This window comes from Bacillus sp. REN3, assembly GCF_017912555.1.
GTDB lineage: Bacteria > Bacillota > Bacilli > Bacillales > Cytobacillaceae > Mesobacillus.
The window spans coordinates 132,242-146,926 of the sequence record NZ_JAERSD010000009.1; the positions used below are offsets into that span (position 1 = coordinate 132,242).

The window sequence follows — 14,685 nt, forward strand, 5'->3', positions numbered from 1 at the left end:
GATGAAAAAGGAGCATGAAGACCGGCCTATTTCAGCGAAGGAACTGCATACAGACGGAGGAACAGAATCAAATATCCATACCGATTTCGAAAAGGAAATGTCATATGGCAGTTATCTTCGGCTCGACCAAATCCTGGCGAGTCAGCAGCGCATTTCCAACCACCACGATGAGATGCTGTTCATCATCATTCACCAGGCAAGCGAGCTATGGATGAAACTGATTTTACATGAGGTTGGCGCGGCGATTGATTGCATCAAGCAAAACATGCTTGAGCCATCCTTCAAAATGTTATCGAGGGTTTCAAGAATCCAGCAGCAATTGATCCAGTCATGGAATATCCTGTCGACCCTTACACCGGCAGAGTATATGGAATTCCGCGACAAGCTTGGCCATTCATCAGGCTTCCAATCATACCAGAACCGCCTGATTGAATTTGCTTTTGGACAAAAGAGCGAGCATGTTCTATCGGTGTATAAGCATGATGAACCGCTCCATAAAAGGCTGCATGAAGCTTTGCGTGAACAAAGCATTTATGATGCCGCCATTGGTGCGCTGTCGATGCGCGGCTTGCCGGTTGACAAAGAGATGCTCGAACGCGACTGGTCGAAACCGTACGAACTAAATGAAAGCGTCGAAGAAGCTTGGCTGAAGGTTTATCGGAATGTCGACCATTATTGGGATTTATATGAGCTTGCGGAGAAGTTGGTCGATATCGGCAGCCAGCAGCAGTATTGGCGTTTCAACCATATGAGTACAGTCGAAAGGATCATTGGGCATAAAACAGGGACGGGAGGTTCTTCCGGTGTCACCTACTTGAAAAAAGTCGTTGACCATCGATTTTTCCCGGAGCTTTGGAGCCTGAGGACGAAATTGTAAAAATATTGATAGAGGGAGGAACATGATGAGCAATTGGATTGATGTGTCACAAGTCCTTGAGGATAAAATTCCAGTGTGGCCCGGAGATACACCTTTTCGCTATAAAATCAGCTGGGGCATGGAGGAAAGCGGATCTGTCAATGTCGGACAGGTGACAATGAGCACGCATACAGGCACACATATTGATGCCCCTTTCCACTTTGATCATGAAGGGAAAAAGGTGATCGACCTAGATATCAACCTGTATATTGGCCCGGCAAGGGTCGTGCAATTGCCTGAGCTTGAAAGCATTGGAGCAAGGCACTTGGAAAGTTTTGATTTGAGGGGTGTAAAACGGCTTTTGCTCAAAACCGGTGCATGGAAGGATCGTGCAGCTTTCCCGGCATCCATCCCCTATATTGAACCCGGGTTGGCTGCTTTCCTTGCCGAGCGGGGAGTCCGGCTGTTGGGGCTGGATTTGCCGTCAGTCGACCCAATCGACAGCAAAGAGTTAAGCGCGCACCATGAATTGAACCGGAACGGCATCCATATCCTTGAGGGGTTGGTACTCGACCGGATTGACGGGGGAGAGTACGAACTGTCCGCACTTCCGCTGCCATTTCGAGAAGCGGACGGTAGTCCGGTCAGGGCAGTCCTCAGGAAAATGGAATAGGAAGGGGCTGTCCCAAACGTATAGTTTTTTGGGACAGCGTCTGTTTTTTTTTGATGCTGCTAATCTCAGCGGAAATTCCTTTATAGTGGTATTCACCATTCCATTTTGACTACACTTGAAAATTAAAAGGGAAAGGATCAGTAAAAGGAATTAAATGGAAGTCTCCCTTCATTCCCCTATTTACAATTATAGATCCTTTTAGCGGAATCGAATCTACTATTTTATGTTCATTTGCTCCTTCCAAATTCGCTCTATAATCACTTCATTTCCTATTAAAGATAATTGAAAAACATCAGGATTACTAAGGCTTTTCCAACACCCAAAGCCAAATTCGCTTTTGAAATTCTTTAACAGTAGCGACATGATATTTCCGTGAGTAACAATCAATGTGCTTTCCGTTTCACTTTTAAAAACTTCATCCACCACACTTACGATCCGGTTCATTGCTTCTAGACTTGATTCTCCCCCTTCAAATTTTAACTCTTCATCATTAAATGTTTCCTTAAGCTTTTCATACCAGTCGGGTAAATCTGTTGTAGAAAGGATGCGTTCAGACAAACGGTCATCTATTTCGATTTTTATGTTTGTTTTCCGGCTTAAAGGTTCCACTGATTGAATCGCACGTAAAAATGGACTTGAAACGATTCTGTCAATTTTTTTATCGGAGAAAAATTCAGCTAAAAATTCAGCTTGTTTTTCTCCTTGTTCTGTTAGTTGCGCTTCAGCAGCTTGTCCCCTTGCTTCACAATGTCTAACCACATACATCTTCTTTGTCATGCAAGCCCCTCCCAATTAACTGTTATGTATGAAATTTCTACTATTGTCATTCATTTTCCTTCTTAAGCTCTCCTGCACCACCAACCGAAAATCATTTTACATAGCCTCTATATAAAAAGATTAGGAGCAAGAAGATTCAGTGAAATCGCCAATGATGGGATCGACGGAATCGACGGAATCATCGTACATCCATTGGAGCAAGTGGGCTTGCAAACCTTTTCTTCCCAAGGCATGTTATTCGCTGGGGCGAATTTGTCGGAAAGTTTGTTATGGATGTCATTGACCATACTGGTCAACGGAGAGTAGAATGAAATTGACCAAAGCAGTCAATGAATTAAGCCTTATTCAAGGAGGGTATGATGTCTTCGAAATTTCTTAACTTGAATCCCGAAAAACAAGAAAGAATCCTGAACGCAGCAATGCAGGAGTTTGCGCAGAAAGGGTACGCAAATGCCTCTACAAATGAAATTGTCAAGCAAGCGGGCATCTCAAAAGGCCTACTGTTCCACTACTTTAAAAATAAAAAGCAATTATATTTGTTCCTATTTAACCATTTTGTCGAAGTGCTGATGGAGGAATTTTTCGAAGAAATGGACTTCAGTGAGCGTGATATATTCGAAAGACTGAAGAACATCATGATTTTAAAAACCAGGGTCACAACCAAATATCCTGAAGTTTTCAATTTCATGATGTCCGCGCACCTTGAGCAAGCAGCCGATATCAAAGACGAATTGGATAATAGCACCGCTGAAATGCTGCAGTCCAGCTACAGCAGGATCTTCGAAAATATCGATGTTTCAAGGTTCCGCGAAGGAATCGACCTCCCAAGAACCTTCAATATCATCATGTGGACCCTGGAAGGCTTCAGCAATCAAGCCATTGAAAAGGCAAAACAGCTCAAAAATGGAAGATGGGACTTTGATGAAGCTTTTAAAGAAGCAGAAATCTATGTCGAAATGCTGAAGGACTCTTTTTATAAGGAATAGCATCTCTTGCATTAGCAGAGCTGCTTTCAAATGTCCGAATGTCCTGCGGCAGGCTCTATAAGGTAACATAATCCATTTTCGAAATGGAGAACAGACGGCAGCTGCCTGGATAATGTGAAAGAGCGAGTTACAGCTTCAATAAAAGGATTCAACAATTAAAAAAGTGAATACGTGGGAGGGTCTGGCATGAACGTGATTGAGATTAGCAAACTAACAAAAATGTACGGCAAGGAAAGGGGGATTGAGGATGTCAGTTTCGATGTCGAAGAGGGAGAGATTTTTGGTTTCATAGGGCCGAACGGGGCTGGGAAATCGACGACGATCCGGACCTTGCTGTCGCTCATCTATCCGACGAGCGGAAGCGCAAGGATTTTCGGAAAGGACATCATTACGGCGGCTCCTGAAATCAAAAAGGATATTGGTTATCTTCCTTCAGAAGTTTTCTACTATGACAATATGAAAGTCATCGATCTACTAAAGTATTCCGCGAGCTTTTACAAAAAAGACTGCATGAGGCGGATCAAGGAACTGTCTGAGATCATGGAGCTAGATCTGAACAAAAAAATCGAGGACCTGTCACTTGGAAATAAAAAGAAGGTGGGGATTGTCCAGGGGCTGCTGCATGAACCGAAGCTGATCATCCTTGATGAACCGACGAGCGGCCTTGACCCGCTGATGCAGCAAAAATTCTTTGACCTGCTTGAAAAGGAGAACAAAAAGGGGGCAACCATCCTGTTCTCCTCGCATATCCTCAGCGAAGTCCAAAGGCTCTGCGACAGAGTGGCAATCATCAAGAATGGCAGGATTGTCACAGTCGAAAAAATCAGCACGCTCAAGGAAAACACCCATAAAAAATTCAAACTTGAAACCGTTTCGGATGTTTTGCCAGACCACTTCGCCATCAATGGGGTGACCCAATTCAAGAAAGACGGCAGGGCGATCAGCTTTCTATTCAGGGGCAACATCAACTCCATCATGAAAAAAATCGCGGAAATCGAAATCGGGAATTTGTGGGTCGAGGAGCCGGACCTTGAGGAGATTTTCTTGCACTACTATGAAAGGGAGGAGTAGCGGTGAATATCTTCCTTCATGAATTGAAGACCTATCGCAAGCCCACTTTGATCTGGACAGTCTCGATGGTCGGTTTGATGATCCTGTTCATGTCGATGTTCCCTTCTTTTTCAAAGGACGCAGAGGAATTCCAGAAGCTCCTGGAAGGCTTCCCGGCTGAGCTGAGGAAGGCCATCGGCCTATCGATCGACAGCATCGCAACGCTGCTTGGATTTTACTCATACGTTTTTTTATATGTAAAATTGACGGGTGCAATCCAGGCGATGAATCTTGGAATTTCGATTCTCTCCAGGGAGGCAAGGGAAAAGACAGCTGATTTCCTGCTGACAAAACCTGTTACAAGAACACAGGTCATCACGGCAAAGCTGAGTGCGGCCATCGTTTCGCTAATCGTTACAAACATTGTATTCATTGCCGCGACGATGGGGATGGCTGCTGCTTTAGCGGATGAAGATTTTAGCCGGAAAGCTATATTCATGGTGGCAATCACCTTGTTTTTCATCCAACTGATGTTCCTCGCCATCGGGTTGCTCATCTCTGTCGCGGTTCCAAGAATCAAGTCAGTCGTTTCGATCTCACTTGGCACGGTGTTCGGTTTTTTCATGCTCGGGATGATCAGTTCGACGACAGGAGATACAGCCCTAAGGTACGTGACCCCATTCAACTATTTTGATTCAGCCTCCATTGTGAAAAGCAATAGCTATGAGGGCTCGTTCTTGATTACGGCTATCTTTTTTACCATCGCCGCTGTCGGGGCAAGTTACTATCTTTATATTAATAAAGATGTTCATTCCGTATAGGAGGGAGGCGGGTACATGAATATTTTCCGCAGAGAAATGAAGGCTAACAGAAAGGCGCTGATCATCTGGACCATTGGCATCATTTTCATGGTCGCTTCAGGCATGGGAAAATACGCAAGCCTTGAGAGCACCGGACAATCAATGAATGCGCTGATGGCTGACATGCCGAAATCGATGCAGGCGATCATGGGAACGGGTTCTTTTGACCTGTCCGATCCAATCGGTTATTATGGAGTGCTGTACTTGTATCTTGCGGTGATGGCAGCCATCCATGCGGCTATGCTAGGCGCCAATATCATTGCAAAGGAAGAGCGGGATAAAACGGTTGAGTTCCTGCTTGTGAAGCCAGTTTCACGAAAAAGCATGATCACGTCAAAGCTTGCAGCTTCCTTGGTAAATATCATCTTTTTTAATCTTGTGACCTATATGTCATCCATCATGATGGTCCGGAAATATGCCAAGGGTGCTTCGGTTTCGGAAGATATATCCCTATTGATGCTTGGGATGTTCGTCCTCCAGCTCATTTTTCTTTTGGTTGGGTCATCGGTTGCTTCGATTTATAAAAATCCCAGGAAAGCAGCGGGATTATCAACAGGCCTGCTGTTACTCTCATTCGTCCTTTCGATTGCCATTGACATGAATGGGAAACTGGAGGGACTGAAGTTTTTCACTCCTTTCAAATATTACGATGCAAAAGAAACCCTGAGGGAAGGGGCACTCGATTCCTTGTATTTGAGTCTGTCCGCTGCCATTATCATCGCGCTTCTCCTTGCGACGTATATTTTTTACCAGAAAAGAGATATGAATGTTTAAAATCCCGGGTGCCCCGGGATTTTTTCACAAAATCGATCGATTCCTGCCGTATAAAATCCTCCATGCATGATATAGTTAAAATATGTTAAAAACTTCACATATATCAGTGTGCACAAATGCGATAATTTTAAAAAAGTGGAACAGGTGAGCGGAATGGAGAAGAAACAAGTTATCATTATCGGCGGAGGGATCACGGGCCTCGCCGCAGCGTACTATCTGCAAAAGGAAGCCCGTGAAAATGCTTTGCCCATTCAGGTGAAATTGATGGAAGCTAGTGACCGTCTCGGCGGGGTGATCAGTACGGAGAAGCGGGATGGATTTGTGATTGAACGCGGCCCCGACTCGATTATCGCCAGGAAGAAAAGCGCCACAAGATTAATAGAAGAAGTGGGCCTTAAGGATAAAGTCATTTCCAATACAGCAGGAAAATCATATATCTTCGCAAGAGGCAGGCTGCAAACGATGCCGGAAGGTTCCTTCATGGGCATCCCTACGAAGGTGACGCCGTTTGCGGTGTCAGGCCTGTTTTCGCCTATTGGGAAACTTCGGGCAGCGGGAGATTTCATATTGCCAAAAGGCAAAGCGCAGTCAGACCAGTCCCTTGGCGGATTTTTCCGCAGAAGGCTGGGCAATGAAGTTGTTGATAACCTGATTGAACCTTTATTATCAGGCATCTACGCCGGCGATATCGATGAACTCAGCCTGATGGCCCTGTTCCCGAACTTCTATGAAATGGAACAGAAGCACCGGAGTCTTGTAGCAGGGCTGAACCGTACGATGCCAAAGCCGACAAAGCCAGCTAAAAAGACACCATCAAAAAAAGGGATGTTCATTTCATTGTCGACAGGATTGGAGGAATTGGTCCAGCAAGTTGAAAAGCGCCTTGAACCTGACACAGTCTATAAAAATACCGCGGTAGAGAAGGTGGAAAAGGCCGATAGCGGATATCGTGTATTCCTTTCAGGAGGAGGATATGAAAGGGCCGACAGTGTCGTGATTGCGGCAGACCATTTCCATGCCCAGCAAATGCTCTCGGAATATCCGTTCATGGATGTCTTTAAGGATATGCCATCCAATTCAGTTGCGAATGTGGCGATGGCATTCCCGAAATCAGCGATTGAAAAGGACATTGATGGCACAGGCTTCCTTGTTTCGAGGAACAGTGATTTCAGGATCACCGCCTGTACATGGACACACAAAAAATGGCCAGGGACGACCCCGGATAATATGGCCTTGCTTCGCTGCTATGTCGGCAAGCCGGACGACCAGGACGTAGTGGACTTATCCGATGAAGAGATAGTGGAAATCGTTCTAAGGGATTTGAACAAGACGATGAACATTACGGAAAAGCCTGCATTCCATCTAGTCACAAGATGGAAAAAAGCAATGCCCCAATATACTGTCGGCCATTTGGAACGAATCGCGACGGTGAAGGAAGCGCTCAAAAAAGAGCTTCCGGGTGTCTACCTCGCTGGCGGGTCATTTGAGGGAGTCGGCATCCCGGGTTGTATAGACCAGGCGGAAGCCGCAGTGAAAAAAGTACTGGACTATATTGGCGCATAAAAGCAAACCGCTGCCAAAGACGGCAGCGGTTTAAAATATTTATTAAGCAAAAAAATGATTTGTAAAATATATCAATGTTTCCCTAGCTTATTTTTTTGTGATTTTCGATGGATTGTTGATTTTATAAGCAACAGGATCGTTCATAAGCATGGATTCATCCTCGACGTCCTTGCCCTTAGGCAGGCTCTTTTTGATGATTTTGCCGTCGAATTCGAGCTGATCCCCAGGTTCCAGTTCGTGCTTTTTCAGTGTCTTGCTATGCGATCCCCATGCAAGGCCGACTTCCACCGGTTCCTCCAATGCAATCCGGACATCTTCAAACACAACCACTTCATCATTCATCTCATTGAAATGATTCCAGCTTAGGGCGAATTGTTTGACGGTCGCCGAAAAATGAACCTTTTCCTCTGGAAGTACAAGTTTTTTCGGCTTTTCCTTTTTATCTCTGGCCTGCTTTCCAGCTTTAGGATTTGTAGCAGGGGCAGGTACAGGAACTGGCTTAGGGGCTGTTTCCTTCACTGTTCCATCGTTCCGTTGAGTTTCCTTTTCATTCTTGGGAGCGAGTTCCTTGCTGAAGCTTGAAGACTGCATCTCTTTAAGATAGGCAGGGTGAATGCATGTAAGGTTCCCATCCGGGAACTCAATAACAAGCGTGTTGTACTCTCCGGTCATTCCGAACGCTTCATACCCTCTTATCGTCACGCGGGACTGCTGGTTCCTGTCTTTGAACCAGAATTCCCTTTTTGCGCTAAGTCCCCATTCCTTCACTTTATCAAGATAGTGCGCCTCATTTTCAAATCGTTCATATTCCCCCTTGGGAGGGAGATATTGTGTTGAATCAGCCATATTCCTACTTCCTTTCAAATCCAATTTTACAGGCTGGCAAAAAGAAAAAAGTTTGTTCTTATCTTGTCGACCAAAGAAAGACTACGTTTCCAATATAAATCAATGGGCTAAGGAAGATGAAGAACACGAGAAGCCAGCCGGCTCCTTCCCCCTTCCAGCCAAAGAAGCTGGTCCCAAACCATAGGAGCAAGGCGATTCCGGCTCCTTGAAGGATCAGCATGAAGAGCGCTTTCAGGAGTTGCCAGCCCAGCCCTTTTTTCTTCTTTAAGAATCTTAACACGACTTCCCCCCTTTTATAGCATGCCTTTTCATTTAATTCTATAGATGAAGTGTTTTTCCTTCAAAACTTTGTTGATCTTATTCCAACTTCGTTTTAATTAAGCTTCAATCGGGAACAGTAGAAAAGATACATAGTATTTCATATTTTCAACACCTTCATAGTGTTTAATGGTTATAGGATCTTTTTTCTTGGCTGTGTTAAAGACCAGTGTTATTTTTGAATGCCAGTTGGTTGGATTGGAAGGCACGCAGACTCCCCGGCACGCTCGCGGAAAACGGCCGACTAAAACCGCCGCGTCCTACGGCAAAGTCGGCACTAGGACTTCCTGTCGTTCGAATTGCCTGGAGTGTAAATCAACAATCAAAATTAACTTAGCCTTTTCTTAAGGATGGTTTCTAGCTAAGGATTGAGAGCTAACTAATTTGAATCGAACGTTAGGCAATACTCCGGGTAGCAGCGGTACTAAGGAAGCCCGCTTCACGCCGCATGGAAAGGGTAGAGCCTGGGGAGGGAGGGATCAACTGCTGACGATCGCGCAGCAATTTTTACGGAAGCAGCCTTACAAGCAAAAGACATGGATAAATGTGATTTAGTGAGCAAAAAATCAGAGGTGATGATATGTATAAAAAGCATGAACGGATGCTAGTCTGGCTCGCCTTTATCGTCGCTTTGATCTTAGGGTTGTCTTTTATTGGACGTATTTTTGCAGGATAGGAAAAGGGGAATGCAAAATGGGAAATGCAGAATCAGTTTTTTTCAGCCGTGTTTTGACGGAGTTGACTTTATCCTTCCATATTATTTATGCAACGATTGGTGTAGGGATCCCGCTGATGATCATGATTGCTCAATGGCTTGGCATCAAGAAGCAGGATGAACATTATATTTTGCTGGCGAGGAGATGGACACGCGGATTTGTGATCACGGTAGCCGTCGGCGTCGTTACCGGGACGGCAATCGGCCTTCAGCTTTCGCTGCTCTGGCCGAATTTCATGGAGTTAGCAGGGAATGTCATCGCCCTGCCGCTATTCATGGAAACGTTCGCTTTTTTCTTTGAAGCCATATTCCTCGGCATTTATTTATATACATGGGACCGATTCGAAAACCAGAAGAAACATTTACTGCTGCTCATTCCGGTTGCCATTGGCGCCTCGTTTTCAGCTGTATTCATTTCGATGGTGAATGCCTTTATGAATGCCCCGCAGGGGTTTGACATCGTTGATGGGCAGCTCGTGAACATCAGTCCTTTGCTTGCGATGTTCAACCCGGCGACACCGACAAAAGTAGCGCATGTCCTTTCCACAGCCTATATGACATCCGCCTTCATATTGGCATCGATCGGCGCTTATCGGCTCTTGAAGGGATCGAACCATGTCTACCATAAAAAGGCGCTTTTTTTAATGATGAAAATCGGCTTGATTTTTTCTGTCGCTTCAGCAGTGATTGGTGATTTTTCTGGAAAATACCTTGCGGAATACCAGCCAGAAAAGCTTGCCGCAGCCGAATGGCATTTTGAAACAGAAGGCGAAGCCCCTTTGATGCTATATGGTGTGCTCGACAACGGCGAAGTGAAATACGCACTGAAAATCCCTTATGCACTCAGCATCCTTGCCCACGGTACACCTAATGCCGAAGTGATAGGCTTGAACGAGTTTGCTGAAGATGAAATTCCGCCACTCTATATCCATTACTTGTTTGATACGATGGTTATGATCGGTATGTGGCTGACGGTATTGTCACTTATTTATATTTTAGGAGTGTGGAGGAAATGGTCATTTGTTTCGACTGGATGGTACCGCTGGCTGATTGTCCTTGGCGGGCCGCTGGCAGTGCTGGCCATCGAAATCGGCTGGTGGTTTGCTGAGGTTGGACGCCAGCCATGGGTCCTCCGTGGAATCATGCGGACGAAAGAAGCTGCGACCACAAGCGGGAATGTCGATACCATGCTCGTTATGTTCTCGGCTTTATACCTTGTTCTTGCCATTGGAAGTATTTACGTCCTCACAAGGATGTTCCGCAAGAACACCGTAGAACAAGAATTGTCCGACCGCCAGCTTGAAAAGGAAGGTGAAATGCGATGACACTTGAACTCGTTGGAATTACAGTCTTATGGCTATTTCTCTTTGGCTATGTCATCGTGGCTTCGATTGATTTTGGGGCAGGTTTCTTTAATGCGTACAGCTTGTTCCGAGGGAACCAGCATATTCTTACGCGGATCATCCAGCGCTATTTATCACCTGTTTGGGAGGTGACGAATGTCTTCCTTGTGTTTTTCTTCGTCGGCATCGTCGGCTTTTTTCCTAAAACAGCATATTATTACGGTACAGTCCTCCTTGTCCCGGTTAGCATTGCGCTCGTTTTGCTTGCCATCCGCGGGTCGTATTACGCGTTTACTACTTATGGAGGGCTTGAGCATAAACGATACACATACCTATACGGACTTTCCGGATTATTCATTCCAGCTTCTTTATCCATTGTGCTGACAATCTCGGAAGGCGGTTTTGTGACTGAAGGGTCATCAGGACTCGAATTGGATTATTGGGCGCTGTTCACCAGCCCGCTGACCTGGAGCATTGTTGTCCTCAGCCTCGCATCTGTCCTGTACATTTCAGCCGTCTTTCTAACCTGGTATGCTCATAAGGCACAGGATCAGCCAGCAACCGATTTGCTCAGGAAGTATGCTCTGTTCTGGTCAGTCCCTGCCATTATCAGCGCCACGGGAATCATCATCGAACTTAAGGGACATAATCCGGAGCATTACAGCAGGCTGGTCGATATATGGTGGCTCTTCGGGATTTCTTTCCTCCTCTTCGCGGGGACGGTTTACTTGCTCACGAAGCGACGGGCATATGGTGTGGCATTCGGACTGCTCGCTGGGCAGTTCATGATCGCCTTCTTTGCCTATGGCGGCTCCCACTACCCATATTTGCTCTATCCATATTTAACGATTTATGATGGTTTCACGAATGAGGCAATGGCGACTGCCCTCATTGTCGCTTTCATCGCCGGGCTGGGATTGCTGCTGCCTTCGCTATACCTTCTGCTCCGTTTGTTCTTGTTCAGCAAGGACTATGTAACCGGAAAAAGGAATGACCATGCCTAGGAGGGATAGGATATGACTAGTTTTTTAATTTCATACGCCCCGTTCATCGTGATCCTTGTCTCGATTGCTGCCTCATTTTGGCTAGCGGGGAACGATAAAGCGGCAAAGGAACAGGAATGATGTTCCTGGTGGGGCCAGCTTACGGATTGGTCGGCTTTTTGCATGGCTGATTATTGGCCAGGAGTTGGGCCAATCAAGGCTTGTACCAAAGCCCTATTGAAGAAATATTAAGCTTTAGCGATCATTAATGACCCGGAATCAACGCTCAGGGCAAGCATGCCCTGGGTATTTTTTTATGGTCAAGTCTCTCGCTGGAATTTCTCAGCTTTCCTCCCTGCTGAGCGATCCCTTATTCCCTGTCAGTTACATGTTCATTGAGCTGCCTGGTAGAGTCTCTTGTACAACAAAAATCTTTTATCCTTCCACCATCCACTATTCCTAAAGAATAGAGCGAGGCTCCATCTGCCTTGTTATCAGTAAGTCCCCGCCTAAAACAAGTACTCGTTTTCAAAATAGAATAGTGTTTTTCAAGATTTTAGGAGATATAATAAAGTTAGACTAAAACTTGTCCTTTATGAATATAGATAGTACATCGAGAAGGGAGGCTGCAAAAATGGTCCTTGATAGTGGATTGAAGACATTTGACTTTGAACAGCTCGTGGACAATTTAATGGATTCGATTCTTGTCATCAACAGTGATTTTCGCGTCGTGTATCTGAATAAAGCATGTATTCAGCTGCTTGGATTGTCTTCTGGGAAAATAGGATATAATGAAGTTTTCCAATATATCCATCCTGATTATCAGGAGAGCCATAGGAGACTCCTATGCAATATTATGGAAAACAAAGAAAAGACCGATCTTGTGGATCAAAAACTCGTCAGAAACGATGGGACCGTCATTGATGTGGAAGTATTGGCAACACCGTTTGCGTATGGGGATACAACGTTTGCGCAGGTCATCCTCCGCGACAATTCGCGCAGGGTCACGGCAGAAAAAATGCTAGGCCACAAAGAACGTCTTGCCTCATTGGGACAGATGTCTGCTGGGGTCGCGCACGAAATTAAAAATCCGCTTACAACAGTAAAAGGTTTTCTGCAATTATACAAAGAGGAACACGAACATGATTATTTAGATACGATGCAGATGGAACTGGAGAAGGCCTTGCATACGATCCATGAGCTTTTGCGGGTTTCAAAACCTGATTCCAGTGAGGAACTGAAGGTGCCGGTGTATTTGGCGAGGGAGCTTGAATCGCTTTTGGGCTTATTCCAGAATAAACAATATTCTGTTACGATAGAAACGGATATCAGGGATCACGATCAGTGTGTACTTGGAAAAAGGAACTTACTTCAGAAAGCCTTTTTCAATTTGATCAAGAACGCGCTTGAAGCATTGGGTGAAGAACGCGGCTTGGTACGAGTGGAGCATTATGCGATGGATTCAAATATTTTTGTGAAAATCAGCGATTCCGGAGTAGGAATTCCCGAGGACGAACTGAGCAAAGTTGGCACCCCATTCTATTCAACAAAAGCGGACGGAACGGGCCTAGGACTTACCCAGGTGTTCACAACGCTCCATGAACATAATGGCACCATGCATATAGACAGCAAAGAACGAATGGGAACAACGATTCTGGTGGTCCTGCCAAAGCATGCCGCTCTTTAATTGCCCATTTATGATCTATATAGATAGAAAAAGGACCCTCGATGGGTCCTTTTGTTTTAGCATAGTTTGCTCCATAGTTTTGTGGTTTCCACTTCCGAATTCTGTTCAATCAGGGAGTATGCCGCATTCACGATTGCCTGGGCGAGGTTTTCACCAGTTGCCCTGATATCATTGAATCCTGCCTCAACTTCCCCTCTCTTCGTAAACGTGTAGCCGAATTTCTCCAGTTTCTCCACAATCAGCATCGCATGGCCAAGGTTTTGCTCCGGCTGGAACTCTGAGTCATGGATGAAAACACCTTTCTCATAATCATACCATCTGTCCCATCTGTTCAGTTTCCATCCAAGGATCCTGCGGGCAACCGAATCTGTTTTACTCATACCATTACCACCTTCACAAAGTTATTATATAACAGTTTCTAATTATTTATTTATATTATATAACACAAACTGTGAAATACAATCTCTTTTTTAAAATTATTTCTCAGTTGACCTGATTCAATGGTGTACATCTGTAACTGCCGAATGAAAACTTCTATGAATGACTGATCGGTGCCAGCGTCCAGGTTGCGATCATTCCTTATGGCGGTTTTTTCATCTTTTGTCCACAAACAGGCCCCCTTTTCACTGAATCGCTACAAATGGCAGGCTTGCAGTTTGCTACACTTAAGAAAAAGGAGAGAAATGGATGAAAAGGCTGGGTGTATTGATCCTGATTTTATTTTTGACCGGATGCTCGGAAGAAGCGGTTAAAGAAAATACGAAAGACGCAAAGGCCAAAAGCGGCGATTATACTTCGGATACACTGGAGGGACAGGAAAAAAGCAGGGCAATTTTCCAAACGGTTTCAAGCGCAGAGGCAATCGAATTGATCGAATCGGGAAGCGTACAGATCATCGACGTGCGCAGCCCCGACGGATATGAAGAATCCCATATCCCGAATGCAAGAAATATCCCCCTTAAGGATTTGGAAACAAATAAAACGATTCTGGATAAAAACGAATCCTACCTTATAGTTTGCAAGGTAGGAAAGACATCTGAAATCGCGAGCAAGCTTCTGGCTGAAAAAGGCTATGAAAATATTTATAATCTGAGCAATGGAATGGATGGCTGGACAGGAGAAGTAGAGAATCAAGAATGAAATGCTGTAGATGGCCTGTCGAACCAATCATTAAAAGGAGGGTGTCCCAAAAGTATAAACTTTTGGGCACCCTCTTTATTTTTGAGACTGCTTGGAAAATAGTCCGTTGATTTC

At 45.0% G+C, this 14,685-nt stretch carries 17 protein-coding genes; 13 read left to right on the top strand and 4 right to left on the bottom strand.

Annotated features, from left to right (window positions below):
* Nucleotide 1: 1 nt before the first annotated feature.
* Together kynA and kynB are read left to right on the top strand one after the other, a co-directional pair.
* On the top strand, nt 2–877 hold the full coding sequence (kynA, locus tag JJQ88_RS10380) for a tryptophan 2,3-dioxygenase (protein ID WP_210365812.1): 876 nt from the start codon (nt 2–4) through the stop codon (nt 875–877).
* Between the two features lie 25 nt (nt 878–902).
* Entirely contained in the window at nt 903–1,529 is a 627-nt protein-coding gene (gene kynB, locus JJQ88_RS10385; RefSeq protein WP_210365813.1) for an arylformamidase, read from the top strand.
* Between the two features lie 216 nt (nt 1,530–1,745).
* Here the strand turns inward: kynB and JJQ88_RS10390 are convergent, their stop codons facing one another.
* Nucleotides 1,746–2,306: a histidine phosphatase family protein gene (locus JJQ88_RS10390; protein ID WP_210365814.1), complete on the bottom strand. Its 561-nt coding sequence runs from the start codon at nt 2,304–2,306 to the stop codon at nt 1,746–1,748.
* Nucleotides 2,307–2,665: 359 nt separating this feature from the next.
* Here JJQ88_RS10390 and JJQ88_RS10395 point away from each other — a divergent pair, with 359 nt between their 5' ends.
* The 5 genes from JJQ88_RS10395 (at nt 2,666) to hemY (ending at nt 7,539) form a co-directional block, all read left to right on the top strand.
* A complete protein-coding gene (locus JJQ88_RS10395; protein WP_210365815.1) occupies nt 2,666–3,292 on the top strand; it encodes a TetR/AcrR family transcriptional regulator in 627 nt (208 codons plus the stop codon).
* 186 nt (nt 3,293–3,478) lie between these two features.
* A complete protein-coding gene (locus JJQ88_RS10400; protein ID WP_210365816.1) occupies nt 3,479–4,363 on the top strand; it encodes an ABC transporter ATP-binding protein in 885 nt (294 codons plus the stop codon).
* A 2-nt stretch (nt 4,364–4,365) separates the two neighbouring features.
* On the top strand, nt 4,366–5,163 hold the full coding sequence (locus tag JJQ88_RS10405; protein ID WP_210365817.1) for an ABC transporter permease subunit: 798 nt from the start codon (nt 4,366–4,368) through the stop codon (nt 5,161–5,163).
* A gap of 15 nt (nt 5,164–5,178) precedes the next feature.
* Complete coding sequence (locus tag JJQ88_RS10410; RefSeq protein ID WP_210365818.1) at nt 5,179–5,976, top strand: ABC transporter permease subunit; 798 nt, start codon at nt 5,179–5,181, stop codon at nt 5,974–5,976.
* A gap of 153 nt (nt 5,977–6,129) precedes the next feature.
* On the top strand, nt 6,130–7,539 hold the full coding sequence (gene hemY, locus JJQ88_RS10415; RefSeq protein ID WP_210365819.1) for a protoporphyrinogen oxidase: 1,410 nt from the start codon (nt 6,130–6,132) through the stop codon (nt 7,537–7,539).
* Nucleotides 7,540–7,626: 87 nt separating this feature from the next.
* Here hemY and JJQ88_RS10420 read toward each other — a convergent pair whose 3' ends face one another.
* Nucleotides 7,627–8,385 carry a hypothetical protein gene (locus JJQ88_RS10420; RefSeq protein WP_210365820.1) on the bottom strand — a complete coding sequence of 253 codons (759 nt, stop codon included), beginning with the start codon at nt 8,383–8,385 and terminating at the stop codon, nt 7,627–7,629.
* A 58-nt stretch (nt 8,386–8,443) separates the two neighbouring features.
* The gene (locus JJQ88_RS10425; protein WP_210365821.1) at nt 8,444–8,665 is read right to left on the bottom strand and encodes a hypothetical protein; all 222 of its coding nucleotides are present in this window, start codon (nt 8,663–8,665) and stop codon (nt 8,444–8,446) included.
* A 422-nt stretch (nt 8,666–9,087) separates the two neighbouring features.
* Between JJQ88_RS10425 and JJQ88_RS10430 the strand changes: the two genes are divergently transcribed.
* From JJQ88_RS10430 to JJQ88_RS10445, 5 genes are all read left to right on the top strand, one after another.
* Complete coding sequence (locus JJQ88_RS10430) at nt 9,088–9,258, top strand: hypothetical protein (RefSeq protein WP_210365822.1); 171 nt, start codon at nt 9,088–9,090, stop codon at nt 9,256–9,258.
* Between the two features lie 138 nt (nt 9,259–9,396).
* A complete protein-coding gene (locus tag JJQ88_RS10435; RefSeq protein WP_210365823.1) occupies nt 9,397–10,743 on the top strand; it encodes a cytochrome ubiquinol oxidase subunit I in 1,347 nt (448 codons plus the stop codon).
* Nucleotides 10,740–11,765 carry a cytochrome d ubiquinol oxidase subunit II gene (locus JJQ88_RS10440; RefSeq protein WP_210365824.1) on the top strand — a complete coding sequence of 342 codons (1,026 nt, stop codon included), beginning with the start codon at nt 10,740–10,742 and terminating at the stop codon, nt 11,763–11,765. The genes JJQ88_RS10435 and JJQ88_RS10440 overlap by 4 nt, the downstream gene beginning before the upstream one ends.
* Before the next feature lie 12 nt (nt 11,766–11,777).
* Complete coding sequence (cydS, locus tag JJQ88_RS21855; protein WP_481748292.1) at nt 11,778–11,885, top strand: cytochrome bd oxidase small subunit CydS family protein; 108 nt, start codon at nt 11,778–11,780, stop codon at nt 11,883–11,885.
* Nucleotides 11,886–12,378: 493 nt separating this feature from the next.
* On the top strand, nt 12,379–13,431 hold the full coding sequence (locus JJQ88_RS10445) for an ATP-binding protein (protein ID WP_210365825.1): 1,053 nt from the start codon (nt 12,379–12,381) through the stop codon (nt 13,429–13,431).
* Between the two features lie 56 nt (nt 13,432–13,487).
* On the opposite strand, the gene JJQ88_RS10450 is transcribed toward JJQ88_RS10445, so the two are convergent.
* Entirely contained in the window at nt 13,488–13,811 is a 324-nt protein-coding gene (locus JJQ88_RS10450; RefSeq protein WP_210365826.1) for a BC1872 family protein, read from the bottom strand.
* Between the two features lie 307 nt (nt 13,812–14,118).
* Between JJQ88_RS10450 and JJQ88_RS10455 the strand changes: the two genes are divergently transcribed.
* Nucleotides 14,119–14,571 (top strand): rhodanese-like domain-containing protein, encoded by a 453-nt coding sequence (locus tag JJQ88_RS10455; RefSeq protein ID WP_210365827.1) that lies wholly within the window; start codon nt 14,119–14,121, stop codon nt 14,569–14,571.
* The last annotated feature ends 114 nt before the right edge of the window (nt 14,572–14,685 follow it).

Coding starts and splice junctions, on each gene's coding strand:
- kynA (WP_210365812.1), top strand. CDS start 2: ATGAAAAAGGAGCATGAAGACCGGCCTATTTCAGCGAAGGAACTGCAT.
- kynB (WP_210365813.1), top strand. CDS start 903: ATGAGCAATTGGATTGATGTGTCACAAGTCCTTGAGGATAAAATTCCA.
- JJQ88_RS10390 (WP_210365814.1), bottom strand. CDS start 2,306: ATGACAAAGAAGATGTATGTGGTTAGACATTGTGAAGCAAGGGGACAA.
- JJQ88_RS10395 (WP_210365815.1), top strand. CDS start 2,666: ATGTCTTCGAAATTTCTTAACTTGAATCCCGAAAAACAAGAAAGAATC.
- JJQ88_RS10400 (WP_210365816.1), top strand. CDS start 3,479: ATGAACGTGATTGAGATTAGCAAACTAACAAAAATGTACGGCAAGGAA.
- JJQ88_RS10410 (WP_210365818.1), top strand. CDS start 5,179: ATGAATATTTTCCGCAGAGAAATGAAGGCTAACAGAAAGGCGCTGATC.
- hemY (WP_210365819.1), top strand. CDS start 6,130: ATGGAGAAGAAACAAGTTATCATTATCGGCGGAGGGATCACGGGCCTC.
- JJQ88_RS10420 (WP_210365820.1), bottom strand. CDS start 8,385: ATGGCTGATTCAACACAATATCTCCCTCCCAAGGGGGAATATGAACGA.
- JJQ88_RS10435 (WP_210365823.1), top strand. CDS start 9,397: ATGGGAAATGCAGAATCAGTTTTTTTCAGCCGTGTTTTGACGGAGTTG.
- JJQ88_RS10440 (WP_210365824.1), top strand. CDS start 10,740: ATGACACTTGAACTCGTTGGAATTACAGTCTTATGGCTATTTCTCTTT.
- cydS (WP_481748292.1), top strand. CDS start 11,778: ATGACTAGTTTTTTAATTTCATACGCCCCGTTCATCGTGATCCTTGTC.
- JJQ88_RS10445 (WP_210365825.1), top strand. CDS start 12,379: ATGGTCCTTGATAGTGGATTGAAGACATTTGACTTTGAACAGCTCGTG.
- JJQ88_RS10450 (WP_210365826.1), bottom strand. CDS start 13,811: ATGAGTAAAACAGATTCGGTTGCCCGCAGGATCCTTGGATGGAAACTG.
- JJQ88_RS10455 (WP_210365827.1), top strand. CDS start 14,119: ATGAAAAGGCTGGGTGTATTGATCCTGATTTTATTTTTGACCGGATGC.